This is a genomic window from Pseudomonas sp. WMBT8 (genome assembly GCF_050916005.1).
In the GTDB taxonomy this organism is placed as follows: domain Bacteria; phylum Pseudomonadota; class Gammaproteobacteria; order Pseudomonadales; family Pseudomonadaceae; genus Aquipseudomonas.
In genome coordinates, this window is the sequence record NZ_CP188096.1 from 5046278 (window position 1) to 5067488 (window position 21211).

Below are 21211 nucleotides of genomic sequence, written 5' to 3' on the forward strand. Positions count from 1 at the left end.
CCGCCGAAGTCAGTCCGATGAGTCAACGCCGCGCCCTTAACCTGCCTGCACGCCCGGAGCTTTTGCTGATTCTGGGCAGTGGTCTCACAGTTACCCTGATCCTGATCATCGTTGCCGTGCTGCTGATCCGCGAACATGCCAGCACACTGCAGACCGCCCAGCGCTCCACCAGCAATATCACCCAGTTGATCAATGCCGATGTGCTGCGCAACGTCGAGCTCTATGACCTGGCGTTGCAAGGCCTGATTGCGGCAGCCGGCAAGGACATGTCAGGGCTGCCGGGCGATGTGCGGCACCAACTGCAATTCGACCAGTCCACTGCGGCGCCGTACAAAGGCGAAGTCTTGCTGCTGGACGCCCAGGGCGCGGTGCTTGCCGACTCATCCACACTGGCACCCACGCGGCGCAACTTCGCCAACCGCGACTATTTCCAGGTCCATCAACAGAACCCCGACGCCGGGCTGTTTATCAGCCGCCCGTTCAAGATCCGCTGTGATTGCGAGCAGATCTGGCGCATCGCCTTCAGCCGCCGCGTGACCGGGCCCGACGGTGAGTTTGCCGGGGTGGCCGTGGCGACCATGCGCCTGGCATATTTCGACCAATTGTTCAGCAGCCTGACCATCGGCAGCGGTAACACCATCAATCTGCTGAACAACCAGGGCATCCTGCTGGCCCAGCAACCCCTGCTCGAGAGGGACATGATCGACAAGGATCTGAGCTCACGCCCCAACTTCAAGCGCATGCTGCAAGAAGGCAGCGGCAGCTTCCGGGCCATCTCTGCGATCAGTGGCACCCCACGGCTCTACACCTTTACCAATGTGGGCCGGTTGCCATTGATCGTGGTAGTGGCCTTGGCCAGCGACGATGTATTCGCCGCCTGGCAACGCGCCGCGTGGCTGACGGCGGGGGCCACCGGGGTGTTGTGTGTGGGCCTGCTGTGGCTGAGCTGGATGTTGCGCCTGGAACTGCGGCGTCGCTACCGGGCCGAGAAAGTACTGTCAGAACTGGCAGCCACCGACGGCCTGACCGGCCTGGCCAACCGCCGCATCCTCGACCAGCGCCTGACACTGGAATGGGAGCGCGCGCGCCGCTCGACCGAGCCCTTGGCCCTGTTGATGATCGACGTCGACCACTTCAAGGCCTTCAACGACCGCCACGGCCACCAGGGCGGCGACGAAGCGTTGCGCAGCGTGGCACAGGTGATTGGCAGCCACATCCGCCGCCCGGCCGACCTCGCGGCGCGCTATGGCGGTGAAGAGTTTGCGGTGATCCTGCCGCATACCGACGCCAGCGGTGCCTGGGCGATTGCTGAGCGTATCCGCCAGGGGATCCAGCACTTGCCGCCGGTTGCGGGTGATAGTGAGCCAGTTACGGTGAGTATCGGCTTGAGCACCTGGGACAAACGCAGCAGCGCGTCATTGGAGCAGTTGCTGCTCAGTGCTGACCGGGCGTTGTATGAGGCGAAAAATAGTGGGCGCAACCGCGTGGTCGATGCGGCCACACTGCTGGCTCCTACAGCGGGATGTTTGCCAATAAAAAAAGGCCACCCGAAGGCAGCCTTTAAAAACTAAAGAAAGAGAGTTGTTACTTACACCGCCGCAACGGGACGCATGTAAGAGATCGGTGCGGTGCTGGCATCTTCGAAGGTCACGACTTCCCAAGCGTCTTTCTGCTCAATCAACTTGCGCAGGAGCTGGTTGTTCAGTGCATGGCCCGACTTGAAGCCTTTGAACTCGCCTATCAGGCTATTGCCCAGCAGGTAGAGGTCACCAATTGCATCGAGGATCTTGTGCTTCACGAATTCGTCTTCATAGCGAAGGCCGTCTTCGTTCAGTACACCATCCGCGTCGACCACGATGGCGTTTTCCACGCTGCCGCCGAGTGCGAGGTTGTGCTTGCGCAGGTACTCGATGTCACTCATGAAACCAAAGGTACGGGCGCGGCTGACTTCTTTTACAAACGAAGTGCTGGAAAAATCCACGCTTGCACTTTGGGTGCGGTCACGGAATACCGGGTGATCGAAATCGATCTCAAAGCTCACTTTAAAGCCTTCGAACGGGACGAAGGTGGCGCGCTTGTCGCCGTCTTCTACTGTCACTTCCCGCAGAATGCGAATGAACTTCTTGGCTGCGTCCTGTTCTTCCAGGCCGGCAGATTGAATCAGGAATACGAAAGGTCCAGCGCTACCATCCATGATCGGGACTTCAGACGCGGAGAGCTCGACGTAGGCGTTATCGATGCCCAGGCCAGCCATGGCCGAGAGCAAGTGCTCCACCGTGTCCACTTTGACGTCACCGTTGACCAATGTGGTCGACATGGTGGTTTCGCCAACGTTTTCCGCGCGAGCAGGAATCTGCACCACAGGGTCCAGGTCGGCACGAACAAACACGATGCCGGTGTCGACAGGTGCGGGCTTGAGAGTCAGGTATACCTTCTCCCCGGAGTGCAGACCTACACCTGTGGCACGGATAATATTCTTCAGGGTGCGTTGTTTAATCATGGCTTGGACCGCTTCAGCGCAAATTGCGAACTGGTATCAACAAAGGCTGGCGATAATAGCAGACCAGACCTTTGCTGAACACCAATCACCTTCATAGCCCTGATACATTCCATTAATCGGCCTGACGACGCAGGAAAGCCGGGATGTCCAGGTAGTCCAGATCATCTTGCGGATTCGGGCTACGGGACGCCGCAGCACCGGCCTGGGCCTGGTTGCGCATCACGGTCGGACGATCCAGATCACGGTAGTTCACCGACGGCAGTTCCTGGCGAGCAGGTGCTGGAGCGGCGGCCGAGGCCTGGCTGGTGTGCACGGTATTGTCGATAACCTTCACAGGTTTCTCGATTTTTGCGCCCAGACCTGTGGCAACCACGGTCACATGCAGTTCGTCGCGCATGTCCGGATCGATAACGGTACCGACCTTGACCATCGCGTGCTCGGAAGCGAAGGCTTCGATGATGCTACCCACGTCGGAGTACTCGCCCAGGGACAGGTCGGGACCGGCGGTGATGTTCACCAGGATGCCGCGTGCGCCTTGCAGGTTCACGTCTTCCAGCAGCGGGTTGCGGATGGCCGCTTCGGTCGCTTCACGTGCACGGTTAGGACCGCTGGCGCAGCCAGTGCCCATCATCGCCATGCCCATTTCGCTCATGACCGTACGTACGTCGGCAAAGTCGACGTTGATCATGCCCGGACGCTTGATGATGTCGGAGATACCGCGAACGGCACCGGCCAGTACGTCGTCAGCCTTGGCGAAAGCCGACAGCAGGCTTGCGTCTTTACCGAGGATGGTCAGCAGTTTCTCGTTGGGGATGGTGATCAACGAGTCAACGCTTTCAGACAGCAGACGGATACCTTCGTCGGCGATCTGCATGCGCTTGCGGCCTTCGAACGGGAACGGACGGGTCACGACTGCGACGGTCAGGATCCCCATTTCCTTGGCCACTTCGGCAATGATTGGCGCCGCACCGGTACCGGTACCGCCGCCCATGCCGGTGGTGATGAACACCATGTTGGTGCCTTGCAGCACTTCGGCAATACGCTCGCGGTCTTCCAGGGCGGCTTGACGGCCGACTTCCGGATTGGCGCCAGCGCCCAGGCCCTTGGTCACGGCTGTGCCCAATTGCAGGATGGTCCGCGCGCCGATGCTTTTGAGCGCCTGGGCATCAGTGTTGGCGCAGATGAATTCAACGCCTTCAATGTTGCTCTTGACCATATGGTTGACAGCGTTGCCGCCGCCACCGCCGACACCGATTACTTTAATAACCGGGCTTGCGGGGATGTTGTCTACGAGTTCGAACATTTTCCCTCTCCTTCATTTCTCTAGTTTTTTCGCCTACTACTTGAAACGGTGTTGCGGTAAATCTTTAGAAATTGCCCTTCACCCAAGCCTGCAGGCGCTCCAGCAACGGCGCTTTGGGCTCGTCACTGCTATAGCTTTCGCGGCTGCCAATGCCCGACAGGGAAATGCCGTCGGTCTGCTTTTGCAGGCCATACAACAGCAAGCCCACACCGGTGGAATAAATCGGGTTGCGCACCACGTCGCCCAGGCCCTTGACGCCATGGGGCACGCCCAGGCGGACCGGCATGTGGAAGATTTCCTCGGCCAGTTCGACCGCGCCTTCCATCTTCGAGGTGCCACCGGTCAGCACGATGCCGGCCGGGATCAAATCTTCGTAGCCACTGCGGCGCAGTTCAGCCTGGATCAGGGTGAACAGTTCGTCGTAGCGCGGCTCGACCACTTCGGCCAGGGCCTGGCGCGACAGTTCGCGCGGTGGGCGGTCGCCCACGCTCGGCACCTTGATGGTTTCACCGGCACCGGCCAGCTTGGCCAGGGCGCAGGCGTAGCGGATCTTGATTTCTTCGGCGTACTGGGTCGGTGTGCGCAGCGCCATGGCGATGTCGTTGGTCACCTGGTCGCCGGCAATCGGGATCACCGCGGTGTGACGGATCGCACCTTCGGTGAAGATCGCGATATCGGTGGTGCCGCCGCCGATGTCCACCAGGCACACGCCCAGCTCTTTTTCGTCGTCGGTCAGGACCGAGTAGGCCGAAGCCAGTTGCTCGAGAATGATGTCGTCGATTTCCAGGCCGCAGCGGCGCACGCATTTTTCAATGTTCTGTGCCGCATTCACCGCGCAAGTCACGACGTGGACCTTGGCTTCCAGGCGTACGCCCGACATGCCCAGGGGCTCACGCACGCCTTCCTGGTTATCGATCACGTAGTCCTGCGGCAGGGTGTGCAGCACACGCTGGTCAGCCGGGATCGCCACAGCCTGGGCGGCGTCGAGGACGCGCTCAAGGTCGGCCGAGCTGACTTCACGGTCGCGAATCGCCACGATGCCGTGGGAGTTCAGGCTGCGGATGTGATTGCCCGCCACACCGACGAACGCCGAGTGAATCCGGCAGCCGGCCATCAGTTGCGCTTCTTCGATGGCGCGCTGGATCGATTGCACGGTGGATTCAATGTTGACCACCACGCCCTTCTTCAGGCCCCGGGACGGATGCGTGCCGATTCCGACGATTTCCAGCGTGCCGTCGTCCGCGACCTCGCCTACCAGCGCCACCACCTTGGAGGTGCCGATATCGAGACCGACGATCATTTTGCCGCTTTGCACGTTTGCCATGGGTCCTGCCTCTTCTTAATTCTTCGCGACAGCGGGCTGCGCTGTCGTGGGCGCAGCCGGTTCGCGCCAGCTAACGGCAAGGCCGTTGGCGTAACGCAGGTCGATGCTCGCAATGTTCGTAATCTGTTCTTTCAAGGTTTTGTCGTAGATGGCGATAAAGCGGCGCATCTTCTCCACCAAGTGGTCGCGTCCCAGCAACAACTCGATGCCCGGGCCGGAACTGCCTGCCCCGGTGGTCAAAAACCAGCTGCCCCGTTCGCGCAATTCCAGGCGCGCAATGGAGAAGCCCAGTGGCCGCAGCATCTGGCTCAACGCCTGGTACTGCTGCATCACTTGCTGCTGTGCCCGTTGTGGTCCGAACAACTGCGGCAAATGCTCGTAGTTGGCCAGCTCACGCGGGTTGAACGCCTGGCCCTGGTTGTTCAACAGCGCTTCGTCGCCCCAACGGGCCACGGGCAGTTGTTCTTCCAGGCGGATCGTCACTTGATCCGGCCACACGCGCCGTACTTCGGCGTGGGCAATCCACGGCATCTGTTCCAGTTCGGCACGCATGCCGGCCAGGTCGATGGTGAAGAAGCTCGCCGCAACAAAAGGCGCGATCCGCTGCTGCACCGCTTGCTGGCTGATGTAGCTCAAGTCGCCCTGCACGCTGATCTTGGTGATCGGGCGGTCGGCATACGGCAACAGGCGCTGTGCACCTTCATAGGTGCCAAAGCCCAACGCCACCAACAGCACCGGCCAGAACAGGGCCTTGAGAAAACCAAAGTTGGCTTTCGGCAGGCGCGCCGACATCGGCTCTTTAGCCACCATTCGACTGGCACCACGCGGCACCGGCTTGCGGCCGGGAGCGGGTTGCTGATGACGAAGCGATGCGCCTTGCATGGTCTTAACCTCGTGCCTCTTCATTACCGGCCACATAACTGGCCGCCAGGATCGCCAGCACCAATTGCTGGAAGTCCAAGCCGGCCGCACGTGCAGCCATGGGCACCAGGCTGTGGTCGGTCATACCCGGCGCGGTATTGACTTCCAGGAACCAGAAGTTCCCCTGGTCATCCTGCATCACGTCTGCCCGCGCCCAACCGGCGATACCCAACGCCTCACAGGCTTTCGCCGTGAGGTCCATCAATTCCTGCTCTTTGGTTGCATCGAGCCCGCACGGGATCCGGTACTGGGTATCGGAGGCCAGGTACTTGGCGTCGTAGTCGTAAAAGGTGTGGGGCGTGCCCAATGCGATGGGCGGCAATACCTGGCCACGCAGGGTGGCGATGGTGTACTCGGGACCCTGGATCCACTGTTCCACCAACACTTGCGAATCGTAGGTACTTGCCGCTTTCCATGCGTCGATCAATTCGGCGGCCGAGTTCACTTTAGCCATGCCGATACTGGAGCCTTCATGGGCTGGTTTGACGATCAAAGGCAGGCCCAGTTCCTTGGCTGCAGAAATACAATCGTCTTCATTGCACAGAACGCTGTGACGCGGCGTCGGAATGCCCAGGCTGTGCCACACCTGCTTGGTGCGCAACTTGTCCATGGCCAGGGCCGAAGCGAGGATGCCACTGCCTGTGTAGGGAATGCCGGCGCACTCCAGCAGGCCCTGCATGCTGCCGTCTTCACCGCCACGGCCGTGCAGGATGATGAAGGCGCGGTCGATCTTCTCGGCCTGCAGGCGGGCGAGGAAGTCATCGCCCACGTCGATACCAAAGGCATTCACACCGGCACTTTGCAGCGCCTGGAGCACGGCATTGCCGGACTTGAGCGAGACTTCACGCTCAGCACTCTTGCCGCCGAACAACACGGCCACGCGACCGAAGTCGGCAGGTGCGATGGTGGAGAACAGGGAGGCGTAATTCGCAGTCATTTCGACTTCCCCTGTACAGCGACGGCAGCAAACAGCGGGCTCGCCAGCAATTTAGGGGCAAGGCCGCCGATATCACCGGCACCCTGGCACAGCAGGATGTCGCCGGCGCGCAGCAGCGGCTTGACGATCGGCGCCAGGTCCACGCCTCGCTCGATATAGATCGGGTCCAGTTGCCCGCGCTGGCGGATGCTGTTGCACAGCTTGCGACTATCGGCACCGGGGATCGGTTCTTCACCGGCCGGGTAGACTTCCATCAGCAGCAATACGTTGGCATCGGCCAATACATTTACGAAGTCGTCGTACAGGTCGCGGGTACGGCTGTAGCGGTGCGGCTGGTAGACCATCACCAGGCGACGCTCTGGCCAGCCACCACGCACAGCCTTGATCACGGCCGCGACTTCGGTCGGGTGGTGACCGTAGTCGTCCACCAGCATCACGTCGCCGCCGTCTACCGGCAACTGGCCGTAGACCTGGAAGCGTCGGCCCACGCCGGCAAAGCCCGACAGGCCTTCGACAATGGCTTCATCGCTGACGCCTTCGTCGGTGGCGATGCAGATGGTCGCCAGGGAATTGAGCACATTGTGGTTGCCCGGCATGTTCACCGACACATCCAAGGGCTCGCGATCCGGACGCAGCACGGTAAAGAACGTCTGCATGCCTTGCTGGCGAACATTGATCGCGCGCACGTCAGCGTCTTCGCTGAAGCCGTAGGTCACGGTCGGACGCTTGACCAGCGGCAGGATTTCGCGCACTACCGGATCGTCCAGGCACACCACGGCCAGACCGTAGAACGGCAGGTTATGCAGGAACTCGACGAAGGTTTTCTTCAACTTGTTGAAGTCGCCGTCGTAGGTCGCCATATGGTCGGCGTCGATGTTGGTGACCACGGCCACCAGCGGCTGCAGGTGCAGGAAGCTGGCATCGCTTTCATCGGCTTCGGCAATCAGATAACGGCTGGTGCCCAGTTGTGCATTGGTACCTGCTGCATTCAGCCGGCCACCGATCACGAAGGTCGGGTCCAGGCCGCCGGAGGCGAACACCGAGGCGATCAGGCTGGTGGTGGTGGTCTTGCCGTGGGTACCGGCGACGGCGATGCCGTGGCGATAGCGCATCAGCTCGGCCAGCATCTCGGCGCGGGGCACCACGGGAATGCGCCGCTCAAGGGCAGTGGCCACTTCCGGGTTGGAGGTGTTCACAGCGCTGGAGACCACCAATACATCAGCCTGCGCGGCGTTCTCGGCACGGTGGCCGATAAAGATCTGCGCGCCGAAGGATTCCAGGCGCTCGGTGACCGGCGAAGTCTTGAGGTCGGAGCCGGAGACCTGGTAACCCAGGTTCAGCAACACCTCGGCAATCCCGCACATGCCCACGCCGCCGATACCGACGAAGTGGATGCGACGGATGCGGCGCATTTCCGGTTGCGGCATGGCTTTTTGATTCTCAACCATGGGCCACCTCCAGGCAGATATCGACCACGCTGCGGGTGGCGTCGGGTTTGGCCAGGCGGCTTGCGGTGCTCGCCATGCTGTTCAGTCGTTCGGGTTGCATCAAAACCTCAGTCAGGCGTGCGGCCAGATCGGCGGCGCCAGTCGTTCTTTGCGGCAGCAGGAAGGCAGCGCCCTCCCCGGCCAAATATTCGGCGTTGCGGGTCTGGTGATCGTCGATCGCATGGGGCAAGGGCACCAGCAAGGACGGCAGACCGGCGGCGGCCAGTTCACTGACGGTCAACGCACCTGCGCGACAGACCACCAGGTCGGCCCAGCCATAGGCATGGGCCATGTCTTTGATGAAGGGCTCTACGGTCGCCTCGACACCGGCCTCGCGATAGCGGGCGGCAGTCACTTCATCGTGATTCTTGCCTGCCTGATGGAAGATCTCGGGACGCAGGTCCACAGGCAGCTGCGCCAATGCCTGCGGCAGCAGTTTGTTCAGCGGCTCGGCGCCCAGGCTTCCACCGAGGATCAGCAGATGCGCCTTGCGCCCGGCCAGGGCCTGGCGGGCAATGTCCATGAACAGTTCGGTACGCACCGGGTTGCCGGTGGTGCGGCGCTTGTCCATGGCCGCAAACGTATTCGGGAACGCCTCGCAGACCCGTGCCGCCAACGGCGCCAACAGCCTGTTGGCGGTACCGGCCACAGCGTTTTGCTCGTGAACGATCACCGGCACACCGGCCAAGCGCGCGGCCACACCGCCGGGACCGGTGACATAGCCACCAAAGCCCAGCACGCAGACCGGCTTCAATTCGCGAATGACCTTGCGCGCCTGCCACACAGCCTTGAGCAACACGAACGGCGCCTTGAGCAGGGACAATTTGCTCTTGCCGCGCAGGCCGCTGACGTTGATCAGATGCAGGCGCAAACCGGCCGCCGGGACCAGTTCATTTTCAATGCCACGGGGCGTCCCCAGCCAATGCACGGTGTAGCCACGGGCCTGGAACTCACGGGCACAGGCCAGCGCCGGGAACACGTGGCCGCCGGTGCCGCCGGCCATGATCAGCACGTTAGCGCCCATGGGTCGGCTCCTCGGCAAAATCGCTCTCGCTGAATTCCATCTCTTCGCTGCCCAAATGGGTTCGACTCTCCCACTCGATACGCAGTAACAAGCCGAGACAGGCACAGCAGATCACCAACGAGCTGCCACCGTAGCTGAGGAACGGCAAGGTCAGGCCCTTGGTCGGCAGCAAGCCAACGTTCACGCCAATGTTGATCAAGAACTGGCCGATCCACAGGAAGGCCAGGCCGTACGCCACATAGGCGGCAAAGAATTGTTTGGCTTTCTCGGCCCACAGGCCGATGTACATGGCCCGCACACAGACGAACACGAACAGCCCGACGGTGACCAGGGAGCCAACCACGCCCAGCTCTTCGGCCAGTACCGAGAACACGAAGTCGGTATGGGCTTCCGGCAGGTAGAACTGCTTCTGCACACTGTTGCCCAGGCCCACGCCCAGCCACTCGCCGCGACCGAAGGCAATCAGCGCCTGGGTCAACTGGTAGCCGGAACCGAACTGGTCGGACCAGGGGTCGGTAAAGGTGATCAGACGCGCCATCCGATAGGGTTGCGCCTGCACCAGGATCGTTACGGCCGCCACGGCGAGCCCAACCATCAGGGCAAAGCGGAACAAGCCCACCCCACCGAGGAACAGCATCGCGGCGGCGGCGCCCATCATCACCACGGTGGCGCCGAAGTCCGGTTCCATCAGCAACAGGCCAGCCATGGGCAGCAGCACGATGAAGGGCTTGAAGAAGCCCATCCAGCTTTCCCGCACTTCTTTCTGGCGGCGCACCAGGTAGCCCGCCAGGTAAATCACCACGAAGACCTTGGCGATTTCCGACGGCTGCACGTTGAACGCGCCGAAGCCGATCCAGCGCATCGACCCATTCACCTCGCGACCGATGCCGGGGACGATCACCATCACCAGCAGGCCGAAGGCGCCAATCAGCATCAGCCAACCCAGGCGCTGCCAGGTGGCGATGGGAATCATCATGGTGACGATGCACGCACCGAGGCCGATCACCAGGTAAATCAGGTGGCGGATCATGTGGTACAGGGTGTTGCCCGACTGTACGGCGGCCACTTCCGAGGACGCCGAGGTGATCATCACCAGGCCCAGGCCCAGCAGCGCCAGGCAACCGGCGAGCATTGGGAAGTCGAGGTCGATCCCGCGCCCAGTGATGATCGGCGATGGGTACGGCTTGATAATGTTCTTCAGGTCCAGACTCATGCCAAGCCCTCCACGGCGCGGGCGAACAACTGGCCGCGCTCTTCGTAGTTCTTGAACATGTCGAAACTGGCGCAGGCCGGCGACAGCAGCACGGCATCGCCGGGCTGGGCCAAGGCGCGGCACTGAGCGATGGCATCGTCCAGGGAGGTTGCGCGCACTTGCGGCACCGTGTCGCCCAGGGCGGCGGCGATCAAGTCGCTGTCACGACCCATCAGCACCACGGCACGGCAATGAGCAGCCACCGGGCCCTTGAGGTCCTTGAAGTCGGCACCCTTGCCATCGCCACCGGCGATTAGCAGCAGTTTGCCGTCGATATCGGCACCCAGGCCTTCGATGGCGGCCAGCGCGGCGCCGACATTGGTGGCCTTGGAATCGTTGTAGTAGCTCACGCCATCCAGGTCGCGCACCCACTGGCAGCGGTGTTCGAGGCCGGCGAAGGTGCGCAGGCTCGACAGCATCGCGTCGAACGGCAAGCCGACCGCATGCCCCAACGCCAACGCCGCGAGGGCATTGGACTGGTTGTGGGCGCCACGGATTTTCAGTTCACGCACCGGCATCAGGTTCTGGAATTCGAAGGCCAGGTATTTCTCGCCATTCTCTTCACGGATACCAAAGGCCTTGAAATCGGGTTTGCTCAGGCCGAAGGTCCAGCATGGCAGGCCCTCGCCCATCAACGGACGGCTCAGGGCATCCTGGCGGTTGACCACTACCTGGCGCGCACCACGGAAGATCCGGTGCTTGGCCAGGTGATAAGCCGGCAGGCCACTGTAGCGGTCCATATGGTCTTCGCTGACGTTCAACACGGTGGCCACTTCGGCGCCGAGTTGATCGGTGGTCTCCAGTTGGAAGCTCGACAACTCCATGACGTACAGCTCGATATCGTCGCTGAGCAAATCCAGCGCCGGCGTACCGAGGTTACCGCCCACGGCCACGCGCTTGCCGGCCGCAGCCGCCATTTCGCCAACCAGGGTGGTGACGGTGCTCTTGGCGTTGGAACCGCTGATCGCCACGATGGGCGCCTTGGCGTTACGCGCAAACAGCTCGATATCGCCGGACAACTTCACGCCGCGCGCCGCTGCCGCTTGCAGGGCCGGGGTCGCCAGGGCCAGGCCGGGGCTCACGTAGAGCTCGTCGGCACGGCACAGAAACTCGATATCCAACTCGCCACAACGCACTTCCACGTGCGGGTAGTCACGGCGCAGCGTGACCAGCTCCGGTGGATTTTCCCGCGTATCGGCCACGGCAAACGACGTGCCCCGGTTCGCCAGGAAGCGAACCAGGGACATGCCGCTCTTGCCGAGGCCGACAACGATGCGGAAGTGGTCTGAAGCGATCAGGGACACTCGTTTCTACCTCAGTTTCAGGGTGGCAAGGCCAACCAGCACAAGAATCACGGTGATGATCCAGAAACGGACGATCACCCGTGGCTCCGGCCAGCCCTTGAGTTCAAAGTGGTGATGAATCGGCGCCATGCGAAACACGCGGCGGCCGGTCAACTTGAAGGACGCAACCTGGATCACCACCGACAGGGTCTCCATCACGAACACGCCGCCCATGATGAACAGGACGATTTCCTGGCGCACGATCACGGCAATGGTGCCCAGGGCCGCACCCAGCGCCAGGGCGCCGACGTCGCCCATGAACACCTGGGCCGGATAGGTGTTGAACCACAGGAAGCCCAGCCCGGCACCGATCAGCGCGCCGCAGAACACAATCAATTCACCCGCGCCCGGTACATACGGGATCAGCAGGTATTCAGCGAATTTCACGTTACCCGACAGGTAGCAGAAGATGCCCAGGGCGCCGCCCACCATGACGGTCGGCATGATCGCCAGGCCATCAAGGCCATCGGTCAGGTTGACCGCGTTGCTGGAGCCGACGATCACAAAGTAGGTCAGCACCACGAAGCCAATGCCCAGCGGGATACTGGCGTCCTTGAGCATCGGGAAAATCAGGGTGGTTTCCACCGCGCTTGGCGCAGTCATATAAAGGAAGATCGCCGCGCCCAGGCCGAACACCGACTGCCAGAAGTACTTCCAGCGGCTTGGCAGGCCCTTGGAGTTCTTCTCGATCACCTTGCGGTAATCATCGACCCAGCCGATGGCGCCGAACAGCAGGGTCACCAGCAACACCACCCAGACGTAGCGGTTGGCCAGGTCGGCCCAGAGCAAGGTGCTGATGCCGATGGACGACAGGATCAACGCACCGCCCATGGTCGGTGTGCCGGACTTGGACAGGTGCGACTGCGGGCCGTCATTGCGCACGGACTGGCCGATCTGCAGGTTTTGCAGGGTACGGATCATCCATGGCCCGAGAAACAGCGACAAACACAGCGCGGTCAGCACACCCAGGATCCCGCGCAGGGTCAGGTACTGAAAGACCGCGAAGCCTTTGTGGAACTGTTGCAGATACTCAGCCAGCAGCAGCAGCATTAATGTTTCTCCGTACTTGAGCCACACAAAGCCGCGACGACGTTTTCCATCACCGCGCTGCGCGATCCCTTGATCAAAATAGTTGTGTGTTTGTCTTGTTCGACCACGCCCAGCGCCTGGATCAACTCGGCCTGGGTCGCGAAGTGCCGCGCGCCCAAACCGAAAGCGGCGACGGCATGGGCCATGTTCGGGCCGACGGCGTAGAGGGCGTCGACTTTGCCACTGGCGTAGGCACCGACTTCACGGTGGGACTGTTCGGCCCATTCGCCCAGCTCGGCGATATCCCCCAGCACCAGCACCTTGCGCCCGTCGAAGCCTTTGAGCAGGTCAATGGCAGCACAGATCGAGGACTGGTTGGCGTTGTAAGTGTCGTCAATCACGCGCATGCCGTTGCTCGCCAATTGCGCCACGGTACGGCCCTTGACCGGTTGCACTGCGCCAAGGCCGGTGGCAATGCCGAACAGCGACACGCCCAGGGCGTAAGCAGCGGCGGCGGCGGCCAGGGCATTGGCAACGTTATGGTTGCCCAGCAGGTTCAGTTGCACGTGCTCATCACCTTGCGGACTGTGCAGGGTGAAGGCCGGGCAGCCACGGGCGTCGAGCGTGATGTTCGATGCATGGAAATCGGCCGCGGCGTTGTGCACGGCGAAGCTCAGGACCTTGCGCCCGGCGGCACGTACACGCCAGGTTTCGAAGGCCTTGTCATCGAGGTTCAATACGGCGATGCCGGAAGCGTCCAGCCCCTCAAGGATTTCACCCTTGGCCTGGACGATCTTCTCGGGGCCGCCAAACTCGCCAACGTGGGCGGTACCGGCGTTGTTGATAATCGCAACGTGTGGCCGGGTCATGGCCACGGTGTAGGCAATTTCGCCAATGCGCGACGCGCCCAGCTCGATCACGGCGGCGGTATGTTCCGGGGCCAGTTCCAGCAGGGTCAGCGGTGCGCCAAAATCATTGTTGAGGTTGCCACGGGTCGCCAGCACCGGCCCGCGCGTGCGCAGGATACCGGCGAGCAGTTCCTTGACCGTGGTCTTGCCGCTGGAACCGGTGATCGCCGCCACCGGGTTGGTGAACGCTGCGCGGTTCAGTGCACCCAGCTGGCCAAGGGCCAGGCGGGTGTCGGCCACCAGCAACTGCGGCAGTGTCGAGTCAGTGACTTCACGCTGCACCAGGGCGCCGACCGCGCCTTTGGCGGCCACCTCATTCAAATAGTCATGCCCGTCGAAGCGCGGGCCGGCCAGGGCGACGAACAGTTGCCCCGGCTTGATGTTGCGACTGTCGATACTGACGCCGTCGAAGCTGCAATCACTCGACAACACACGGGCCGACAAAGCCTGGGTCAGTTCGCTGAACTGCATGGCCTTAAGCATGGGCCACCTCCCATGCGGTCAAGGCGCGATCGGCCTCGACCAGGTCGGAGAAGGCATGGCGCTCGCCGTTGATTTCCTGGTAGTCCTCATGGCCTTTACCGGCCAGGACCACCACGTCGTCAGCGCTGGCGCTGGCAATCAACTGCGCAATGGCGGCGGCGCGGCCGGCAACAAAAGTCACTTGGGAGGCGTCTTTGAAGCCTTCGCGGATATCGTCGAAAATCTGGCTCGGCGCTTCGCTGCGCGGGTTGTCATCGGTGACCAGCACGCCGTCGGCCAAGCGCTCGACGATCTCGGCCATCAGCGGGCGTTTGCCGCGATCGCGGTCGCCGCCGCAGCCGAACAGGCACAGCAACTTGCCCTTGGCATGAGGACGCAGGGCTTCGAGGACTTTTTCCAGGGCATCCGGGGTGTGGGCGTAATCGACCACCACCAGCGGTTGCGTCCCGCCACCCAGGCGCTGCATGCGCCCGGCCGGGCCTTCGAGCTTGGGCAATACGCGCAGGATTTCATCCAGGGCATAATCCAGGCCCAGCAAGGCGCCGATGGCTGCGAGCACGTTGCTCAGGTTGAAGCGACCGAGCAAGGTGCTGCGCAGATGGTGTTCGCCCTGGGGCGTAACCAGCGTTGCGAGTACGCCTTCATCGTTGAACTGGGCTTCGCGGCAATACAGGTAGGCGCTGGAATCTTCCAGGCTGTAGCTGATCAGGCGCGCTTCGCTTTTTTCGGCGGCCAGTTGGCGACCGAATGCATCATCGAGGTTCACGACGCGGCACTTCAGGTCAGTCCAGCCGAACAGCTTGGCCTTGGCGGCGGCGTACGCCTCCATGCTGCCGTGGTAGTCCAGGTGGTCGCGGGACAGGTTGGTCATCACCGCCACGTCGAACGCCAGCGCAGTCACCCGGCCCTGGTCCAGGCCGTGGGACGACACTTCCATGGCGACGGCCTTGGCCCCGGCCTTTTTCAGGTCGGCCAGGGTCGCCTGCACGGCGATCGGGTTCGGCGTGGTATGCAGGCCGCTTTGCAGCGCGCCGTAGAAACCGGTGCCCAGGGTGCCGACGATGCCGCAGTGCTGGCCTAGCAAGTCCAGCGCCTGGGCCACCAGTTGGGTGACGCTGGTCTTGCCGTTGGTGCCGGTGACGCCGATCAGGTTGAGTTGACGGCTCGGGTCGCCATAAAAACGCCCGGCGATATCCGACAACTGCGCCGCCAGGCCCTTGACCGGAATCAACGGCACATCGGTAATCGGCAATACGGTGGCGCCTTCTACTTCATAGGCCACGGCCGCCGCGCCGCGCTGCAAGGCGTCGGCGATATGCGCACGGCCATCGAACTTGCCGCCCGGCACAGCCAGGAACAGATCGCCGGCGCGTACGTTACGGCTGTCCAGGCTCAGTTCACGAATCAATAGGTCGCGACCAGCGTGGGCGAAAATCTTGTTCAGGCTAAGAGACATCAGCCGCGCCCTCCATTGGCTTTTACAGCAGCGGCCGGTGGTCCGGCGTTGGCTTGTTGGGTCGGCGGCAGGTTGTCCGGCGTGATGTTCATCAAGCGCAGGGTGCCGGACATGACTTTGCTGAATACGGGAGCCGAGACCAGGCCACCGAAGTAACCGGCCTTGCTCGGTTCGTCGATGACCACCACGATGGCGTAGCGCGGATCGCTCATCGGGCCGAAGCCGGCGAACAGCGAACGGTAGGAGTTTTCGGCATAGCCCTTGGTGCCCACCGAAGTCTTACGCGCCGTACCGGACTTGCCGGCCACGTGATAGGCCGGCACCTGGGCACGGAACACGCCGCGCGGCGCCTCGATCACTTGTTGCAGCATGGTCTGCATGGTCTTGGCGACGTTTTCCGGGATGACCTGTTCGGATTTCGGCGCTTCGTCAACGTGGATCAGGCTCAATGGCGTCATGCGGCCATTGTTGGCCAGCACGGAAAAGGCATGGGCCAGCTGGATCGCGGTCACCGACAGGCCATAGCCGTAGGACAGGGTCGCGGTCTCGGCCTTGCGCCACTCACGGTAGTTGGGCAGGTTGCCGACGCGCTCGCCCGGGAAGTCCAGGCCCGTGGGCTGGCCGAGGCCGATCTTCTGCGCCAGGTGGTAGATGGTCTCGCCGCCGATATCAAAGGCGACTTTACTCATGCCCACGTTACTGGAGTTGATCAGGATGCCGGTCAGGTCCAGCACCGGGCCTTCGCTACGGGATACGTCGCGGATGGTGTATTTGCCCAGTTGCAGGGTGCCGGGATAGACCTCGACCTTGTCGGTCGGCTTCCAGCGCCCGGACTCCAGGGCCGCACTCATGGAGATGGCTTTCATGGTCGAACCCGGCTCGAACACGTCGATCATCGCGCGGTTGCGCATCATCGCCGGTTGCAGGTTGCGACGGTTATTCGGGTTGTAGGTCGGCTGGTTGACCATGGCGAGGATCTCACCGGTCTTCACGTCCATGATCACCAGGCTGCCGGCCTTGGCGCCGTTCTCAATGATGGCGTTACGCAGCTCACGGTTGGCCAGGTATTGCAGGCGCAGGTCAATCGACAACGCCAAGGGCTTACCGGCCTTGGCGTTTTTGGTGACCTGGACATCCTTGATCAGTCTGCCGCGTCGATCCTTGATGACCTGCCGTTTGCCGGGAACCCCGGCCAGCCATTCGTCGTAGGCAAGTTCCACCCCTTCGCGGCCATGGTCATCAATGTCGGTGAAGCCGACCATATGGGCAGTGGTCTCGCCGGCCGGGTAGAAACGCCGGAATTCCTCGATGCCGTAGACACCGGGGATTTTCAGGTCGAGCACGCCTTGCCCCTGTTCAGGGGTGAGGCCGCGAACCAGATAGATGAATTCTTTATTGGCCTGGGCTTCAAGGCGCTCTTTAAGGGCCTTGGGATCCTGGCCAAGGGCGTGGGCCAGTTCGGTCCACTTGTCCTTGGCCACTTGCAGCTCCTTGGCGTTGGCCCACAGGGTGGTCACCGGGGTACTGACAGCCAGGGGCTCGCCATTACGGTCGGTGATCAGGCCGCGGTGCGCAGGAATGGGGATATGACGCAGGCTACGGGCATCGCCCTGGCCGATCAGGAAGTCGCGGTCCACCACCTGCAGGTCGACGATGCGCCAGGCAATCGCGCCCACCATCAGTGCGAGCAAGCCCAGCACGACACGGAAGCGCCATGGGTAGAGTGCGCCTTCGAGTTTCATCATGGCGCCACCATGCGGACTTCAGCCGCGCCAGGAATGTGCATCTTCAGCTGTTCGGCGGCCAGCACTTCGATGCGGCTGTGGGCCGTCCAGGTGCTTTGTTCCAGGATCAACCGGCCCCACTCCGCCTGCGCCTTGTCGCGCACGCTCAACTCGCCGTACAGGCTATTGAGCAACTGGCGATTCCAGTGGGCGCTGTAGGACACCGCAATCGCGGACACCAGCACGCCGACAAACAGCAGCAACATAAAGAAGCTGCCGCCCGGCAGGGGCTTGGCGAAAAGCTTGCTCACCGCAGCTTCTCCGCAACGCGCATGACGGCGCTGCGAGCACGTGGGTTGGCCTTGAGTTCGGCTTCGGAGGCGAACTGCGCTTTGCCATGGATTTTGATTTTCGGCACAAAGGCTTCGAAACGTACCGGCAGGTTGCGCGGCAGGTTATCGCTCTCGCCCTTGACCAGGCGACGCATGAACAATTTGACGATGCGGTCTTCCAGGGAGTGGAAGCTGATCACCACCAGGCGACCGCCCACTTCCAGGGACTCCAGGGCAGCCTCGAGGCCGGCCTCCAGGTCACCCAATTCGTTGTTGACGTGAATGCGCAGGCCCTGGAACGCACGGGTTGCCGGGTTCTTGCCCTTTTCCCACGCCGGGTTGGCGACTTTCAGCACTTCGGCCAGGTCGGCAGTGCGTTCGAACGGCTGGATTTCCCGGCGCTCGACCACGGCACGCGCCATGCGGCCGGCGAATCGCTCTTCGCCGTATTCCTTGAACACACGGGTGATTTCTTCGTGAGGTGCGGTGGCGATGAACTGCGCGGCGCTGATGCCACGGCTCGGGTCCATGCGCATGTCCAGCGGGCCATCATTCATGAAACTGAAGCCGCGCTCAGGGTCGTCCAACTGCGGCGACGACACGCCCAGGTCCAGCAAGACCCCGGCCACCTTGCCCGCCATGCCCCGCTCGGCGACTTCAGCGCCCAGTTCGGCAAAGCTGCGCTGCACAACGACAAAGCGGCCGTCTTCGGCCGCTAGCGCTTGCCCGGTGGCAATCGCCTGGGGATCCTTGTCGAACCCGAGGAGCTTGCCCTGCGGGCCGAGCTGGCTGAGGATCAACCGACTGTGCCCGCCGCGCCCGAACGTGCCATCCAGATAGCAGCCATCAGGGCGCACGGCGAGAGCCTCGACGGCTTCGTCAAGCAGCACGGTGATGTGGTTAAAGCCGCTATCAATAGTCACAGGATCAAATCACGCAGTTCATCAGGCATGGCGCCCGGTTGTTGAATAGCAGCCAGGTCAGCTGCAGACACAGCATCCCAGGCATCTTCGTCCCACAATTGGAACTTGTTCAGTTGGCCTACCAGCATCGCGCGCTTATCGAGCTTGGCGTATTCGCGCAGACGCGGTGGAACCAGGAAACGACCACTGCCATCGAGTTCGAGATCGACGGCATTACCAATCAGCAAACGTTGCAGGCGACGGTTTTCTTCACGCAACGAAGGCAGAGCGCGCAACTTGGTTTCAATCAACTCCCACTCATCGAGGGGATAAACACACAAACAGGGATCAACGGCATCAATCGTGATGATTAATTGCCCGGAACTTCGCGAAATGAGCTCGTCACGATACCGGCTCGGCATGGCGAGACGGCCTTTTGCATCGAGACTTATAGCGTTAGCTCCGCGAAACACAGATGCGTTTCTCCAAATTTTAGCGTTTTACGTTCAAAAAACCCACTTTGTGCCACTTTCCGCCACTTGCGCACACTATAGGAATGCGCCCACCACACCGTCAAGGCGCGGATTAAAGGAAAAGCCTTACAGAACGGAGATTTAGGAGCGCAAAAGGAGGAGAAACGAGAGTTCGGCGATGTTTTTGACTCAACAACCCCAAATAGCTCAAAGAGCTAGAGCTTGAACTTAAAGTAATTTATTAAGAGTAAGATTTTTTCGGTATTACGAAGACGCATCTGCCAATGATTTGGCAGGGAGGGATTCTTGCGTTACTACCTGGTTTCTGCCCGAGACTCGTGCAGAAGGAAAAAAGGTGGAGAGTCGATCTATAAGCCGGGTTCTGTCTTGAACAGTCATTCGTCTACGATGGCCATCACTGGACATCTTTAGCAACCTACCCGGTTCCAGCGCGGGCCACGCCTTGGAACCCTATTTGGTCTTGCTCCAAGTGGGGTTTACCTAGCCACGAACTGTTGCCAGTCGCGCGGTGCGCTCTTACCGCACCTTTTCACCCTTACCGGCACCGAAGTGCTTAGGCGGTTATTTTCTGTGGCACTTTCCGTAGGCTCACGCCCCCCAGGCATTACCTGGCACTTCGCCCTATGGAGCCCGGACTTTCCTCCCCCCCCTAATTTTCATAGAGGGCAGCGACTGTCCAATCGACTCTCCGCCGCGAAGGTTAACGGCACGGACGTCTTAGAACAAGTATTAAAAGACAGCATTGCCATCATGTTCCGACGTCGTGCACGTTAAACCCAGGAACTATTCGCTCTTTTGTTTATCAAGTGCGGCCTGATACAACACGTTCTTGCGCACACCGGTGATTTCTGCGGCCAGGGCTGCGGCACGCTTGAGCGGCATTTCCTTGAGCAACAGGTCCAGCACGCGCATGGCCTCGCTACCCACGGCATCTTCACTTTCCGGCGCCGTCCAGCCCGCAACCAGCACCACGCACTCGCCACGCTGCTGATTGCTGTCGCCCTCGACAAACCCACGCAGCTCTTCCAGCGGCAGGCCCTTGAGGGTTTCAAAGGTCTTGGTCAGCTCCCGCGCCAGCAAGGCCAGGCGTTCGCCACCGAAGACCAGCTCCATGTCTTGCAGGCACTCAAGGATACGGTGCGGCGCCTCATAGAAGATCAGGGTGCGCGGCTCTTCCTTTAACAACTCCAGGCGCGCCCGGCGCCCTACGGCCTTGGCCGGCAGGAAACCTTCGAAGATAAAACGATCCGACGGTAAGCCCGCCGCCGAAAGGGCTGCAATCAACGCGCACGCCCCGGGAACCGGGACTACATTGATACCTGCGGCCCGCGCCTGGCGGACCAGGTGATAACCAGGATCGGAGATCAGCGGGGTACCGGCATCGGAGATCAACGCCACGTCATCGCCCGCGAGCAGGCGGGTAATAAAGCGGCTGCCTTCGTCACGTTCGTTGTGCTCATGGCAGGCCGCCAGGGGCGTGGCGATACCGAAGTGCTGCATCAGGCGCAGCGAGTGCCGGGTGTCTTCGGCCGCAATCAACTTGGCTTCACGCAACACTTTCAGCGCCCGCGCACTGATGTCGTCCAGGTTGCCAATGGGCGTCGCCACCACAAAAAGCGAGCCAGCAGTGGAATTCAAAGGACCTGGAGCAGTCAAAGCGCACACCTCGATGATTGGCAAAAGCCATATTGTAGCGCGTAGACGTCAAGAAAATGCGCCGACGGGGTCGCGTCCAGACGGTCTGTTTGCGGCGGTTACTGACGCCCTGCAACATTTAAACGATCTAAATAGA

Annotated in this window: 18 protein-coding genes and 1 other RNA gene; 1 reads left to right on the forward strand and 18 read right to left on the reverse strand. The window is 61.6% G+C overall.

All coding sequences use genetic code 11. From position 1 onward, the window contains the following. The first annotated feature begins 17 nt into the window (after window positions 1–17). Complete coding sequence (locus tag ACO77H_RS22900; RefSeq protein WP_432754611.1) at window positions 18–1571, forward strand: sensor domain-containing diguanylate cyclase; 1554 nt, start codon at window positions 18–20, stop codon at window positions 1569–1571. 17 nt (window positions 1572–1588) lie between these two features. Here the strand turns inward: ACO77H_RS22900 and lpxC are convergent, their stop codons facing one another. From lpxC to rsmI, 18 genes are all read right to left on the reverse strand, one after another. Continuing rightward, complete coding sequence (lpxC, locus tag ACO77H_RS22905; RefSeq protein WP_029297841.1) at window positions 1589–2500, reverse strand: UDP-3-O-acyl-N-acetylglucosamine deacetylase; 912 nt, start codon at window positions 2498–2500, stop codon at window positions 1589–1591. A gap of 112 nt (window positions 2501–2612) precedes the next feature. Continuing rightward, the gene (gene ftsZ / locus ACO77H_RS22910) at window positions 2613–3803 is read right to left on the reverse strand and encodes a cell division protein FtsZ (RefSeq protein ID WP_057444456.1); all 1191 of its coding nucleotides are present in this window, start codon (window positions 3801–3803) and stop codon (window positions 2613–2615) included. Between the two features lie 64 nt (window positions 3804–3867). Continuing rightward, entirely contained in the window at window positions 3868–5127 is a 1260-nt protein-coding gene (gene ftsA / locus ACO77H_RS22915) for a cell division protein FtsA (RefSeq protein WP_029297837.1), read from the reverse strand. A gap of 15 nt (window positions 5128–5142) precedes the next feature. Further along, window positions 5143–6009 (reverse strand): cell division protein FtsQ/DivIB, encoded by an 867-nt coding sequence (locus ACO77H_RS22920; protein ID WP_169956346.1) that lies wholly within the window; start codon window positions 6007–6009, stop codon window positions 5143–5145. Window positions 6010–6013: 4 nt separating this feature from the next. Continuing rightward, window positions 6014–6985: a D-alanine--D-alanine ligase gene (locus ACO77H_RS22925; RefSeq protein WP_432754612.1), complete on the reverse strand. Its 972-nt coding sequence runs from the start codon at window positions 6983–6985 to the stop codon at window positions 6014–6016. Continuing rightward, entirely contained in the window at window positions 6982–8433 is a 1452-nt protein-coding gene (gene murC / locus ACO77H_RS22930; RefSeq protein ID WP_432754613.1) for a UDP-N-acetylmuramate--L-alanine ligase, read from the reverse strand. Before murC ends, ACO77H_RS22925 begins: the two co-directional genes overlap by 4 nt. After that, window positions 8426–9496, reverse strand: a complete 1071-nt coding sequence (gene murG, locus ACO77H_RS22935) for an undecaprenyldiphospho-muramoylpentapeptide beta-N-acetylglucosaminyltransferase (RefSeq protein WP_432754614.1) — start codon at window positions 9494–9496, stop codon at window positions 8426–8428. The genes murC and murG overlap by 8 nt, the downstream gene beginning before the upstream one ends. After that, entirely contained in the window at window positions 9486–10709 is a 1224-nt protein-coding gene (gene ftsW / locus ACO77H_RS22940) for a putative lipid II flippase FtsW (RefSeq protein ID WP_154842205.1), read from the reverse strand. Before ftsW ends, murG begins: the two co-directional genes overlap by 11 nt. Next, window positions 10706–12052, reverse strand: a complete 1347-nt coding sequence (murD, locus tag ACO77H_RS22945) for a UDP-N-acetylmuramoyl-L-alanine--D-glutamate ligase (RefSeq protein ID WP_170056753.1) — start codon at window positions 12050–12052, stop codon at window positions 10706–10708. Before murD ends, ftsW begins: the two co-directional genes overlap by 4 nt. Before the next feature lie 6 nt (window positions 12053–12058). After that, the gene (gene mraY / locus ACO77H_RS22950; protein WP_029297824.1) at window positions 12059–13141 is read right to left on the reverse strand and encodes a phospho-N-acetylmuramoyl-pentapeptide-transferase; all 1083 of its coding nucleotides are present in this window, start codon (window positions 13139–13141) and stop codon (window positions 12059–12061) included. Next, entirely contained in the window at window positions 13141–14511 is a 1371-nt protein-coding gene (locus ACO77H_RS22955) for a UDP-N-acetylmuramoyl-tripeptide--D-alanyl-D-alanine ligase (RefSeq protein ID WP_432754615.1), read from the reverse strand. Before ACO77H_RS22955 ends, mraY begins: the two co-directional genes overlap by 1 nt. Continuing rightward, entirely contained in the window at window positions 14504–15967 is a 1464-nt protein-coding gene (locus ACO77H_RS22960) for a UDP-N-acetylmuramoyl-L-alanyl-D-glutamate--2,6-diaminopimelate ligase (protein ID WP_432754616.1), read from the reverse strand. Before ACO77H_RS22960 ends, ACO77H_RS22955 begins: the two co-directional genes overlap by 8 nt. Next, entirely contained in the window at window positions 15967–17709 is a 1743-nt protein-coding gene (locus ACO77H_RS22965) for a peptidoglycan D,D-transpeptidase FtsI family protein (protein WP_169956405.1), read from the reverse strand. Before ACO77H_RS22965 ends, ACO77H_RS22960 begins: the two co-directional genes overlap by 1 nt. Next, window positions 17709–18002: a cell division protein FtsL gene (gene ftsL / locus ACO77H_RS22970; RefSeq protein ID WP_169956357.1), complete on the reverse strand. Its 294-nt coding sequence runs from the start codon at window positions 18000–18002 to the stop codon at window positions 17709–17711. The genes ACO77H_RS22965 and ftsL overlap by 1 nt, the downstream gene beginning before the upstream one ends. Then, window positions 17999–18946 (reverse strand): 16S rRNA (cytosine(1402)-N(4))-methyltransferase RsmH, encoded by a 948-nt coding sequence (rsmH, locus tag ACO77H_RS22975; protein ID WP_407073438.1) that lies wholly within the window; start codon window positions 18944–18946, stop codon window positions 17999–18001. Before rsmH ends, ftsL begins: the two co-directional genes overlap by 4 nt. Continuing rightward, entirely contained in the window at window positions 18943–19398 is a 456-nt protein-coding gene (mraZ, locus tag ACO77H_RS22980; protein ID WP_003171868.1) for a division/cell wall cluster transcriptional repressor MraZ, read from the reverse strand. The genes rsmH and mraZ overlap by 4 nt, the downstream gene beginning before the upstream one ends. A 355-nt stretch (window positions 19399–19753) precedes the next feature. After that, an RNA gene (rnpB, locus tag ACO77H_RS22985) (RNase P RNA component class A) lies at window positions 19754–20107 on the reverse strand. Window positions 20108–20202: 95 nt separating this feature from the next. Further along, the gene (gene rsmI, locus ACO77H_RS22990; protein WP_169956359.1) at window positions 20203–21075 is read right to left on the reverse strand and encodes a 16S rRNA (cytidine(1402)-2'-O)-methyltransferase; all 873 of its coding nucleotides are present in this window, start codon (window positions 21073–21075) and stop codon (window positions 20203–20205) included. Between the last annotated feature and the right edge of the window lie 136 nt (window positions 21076–21211).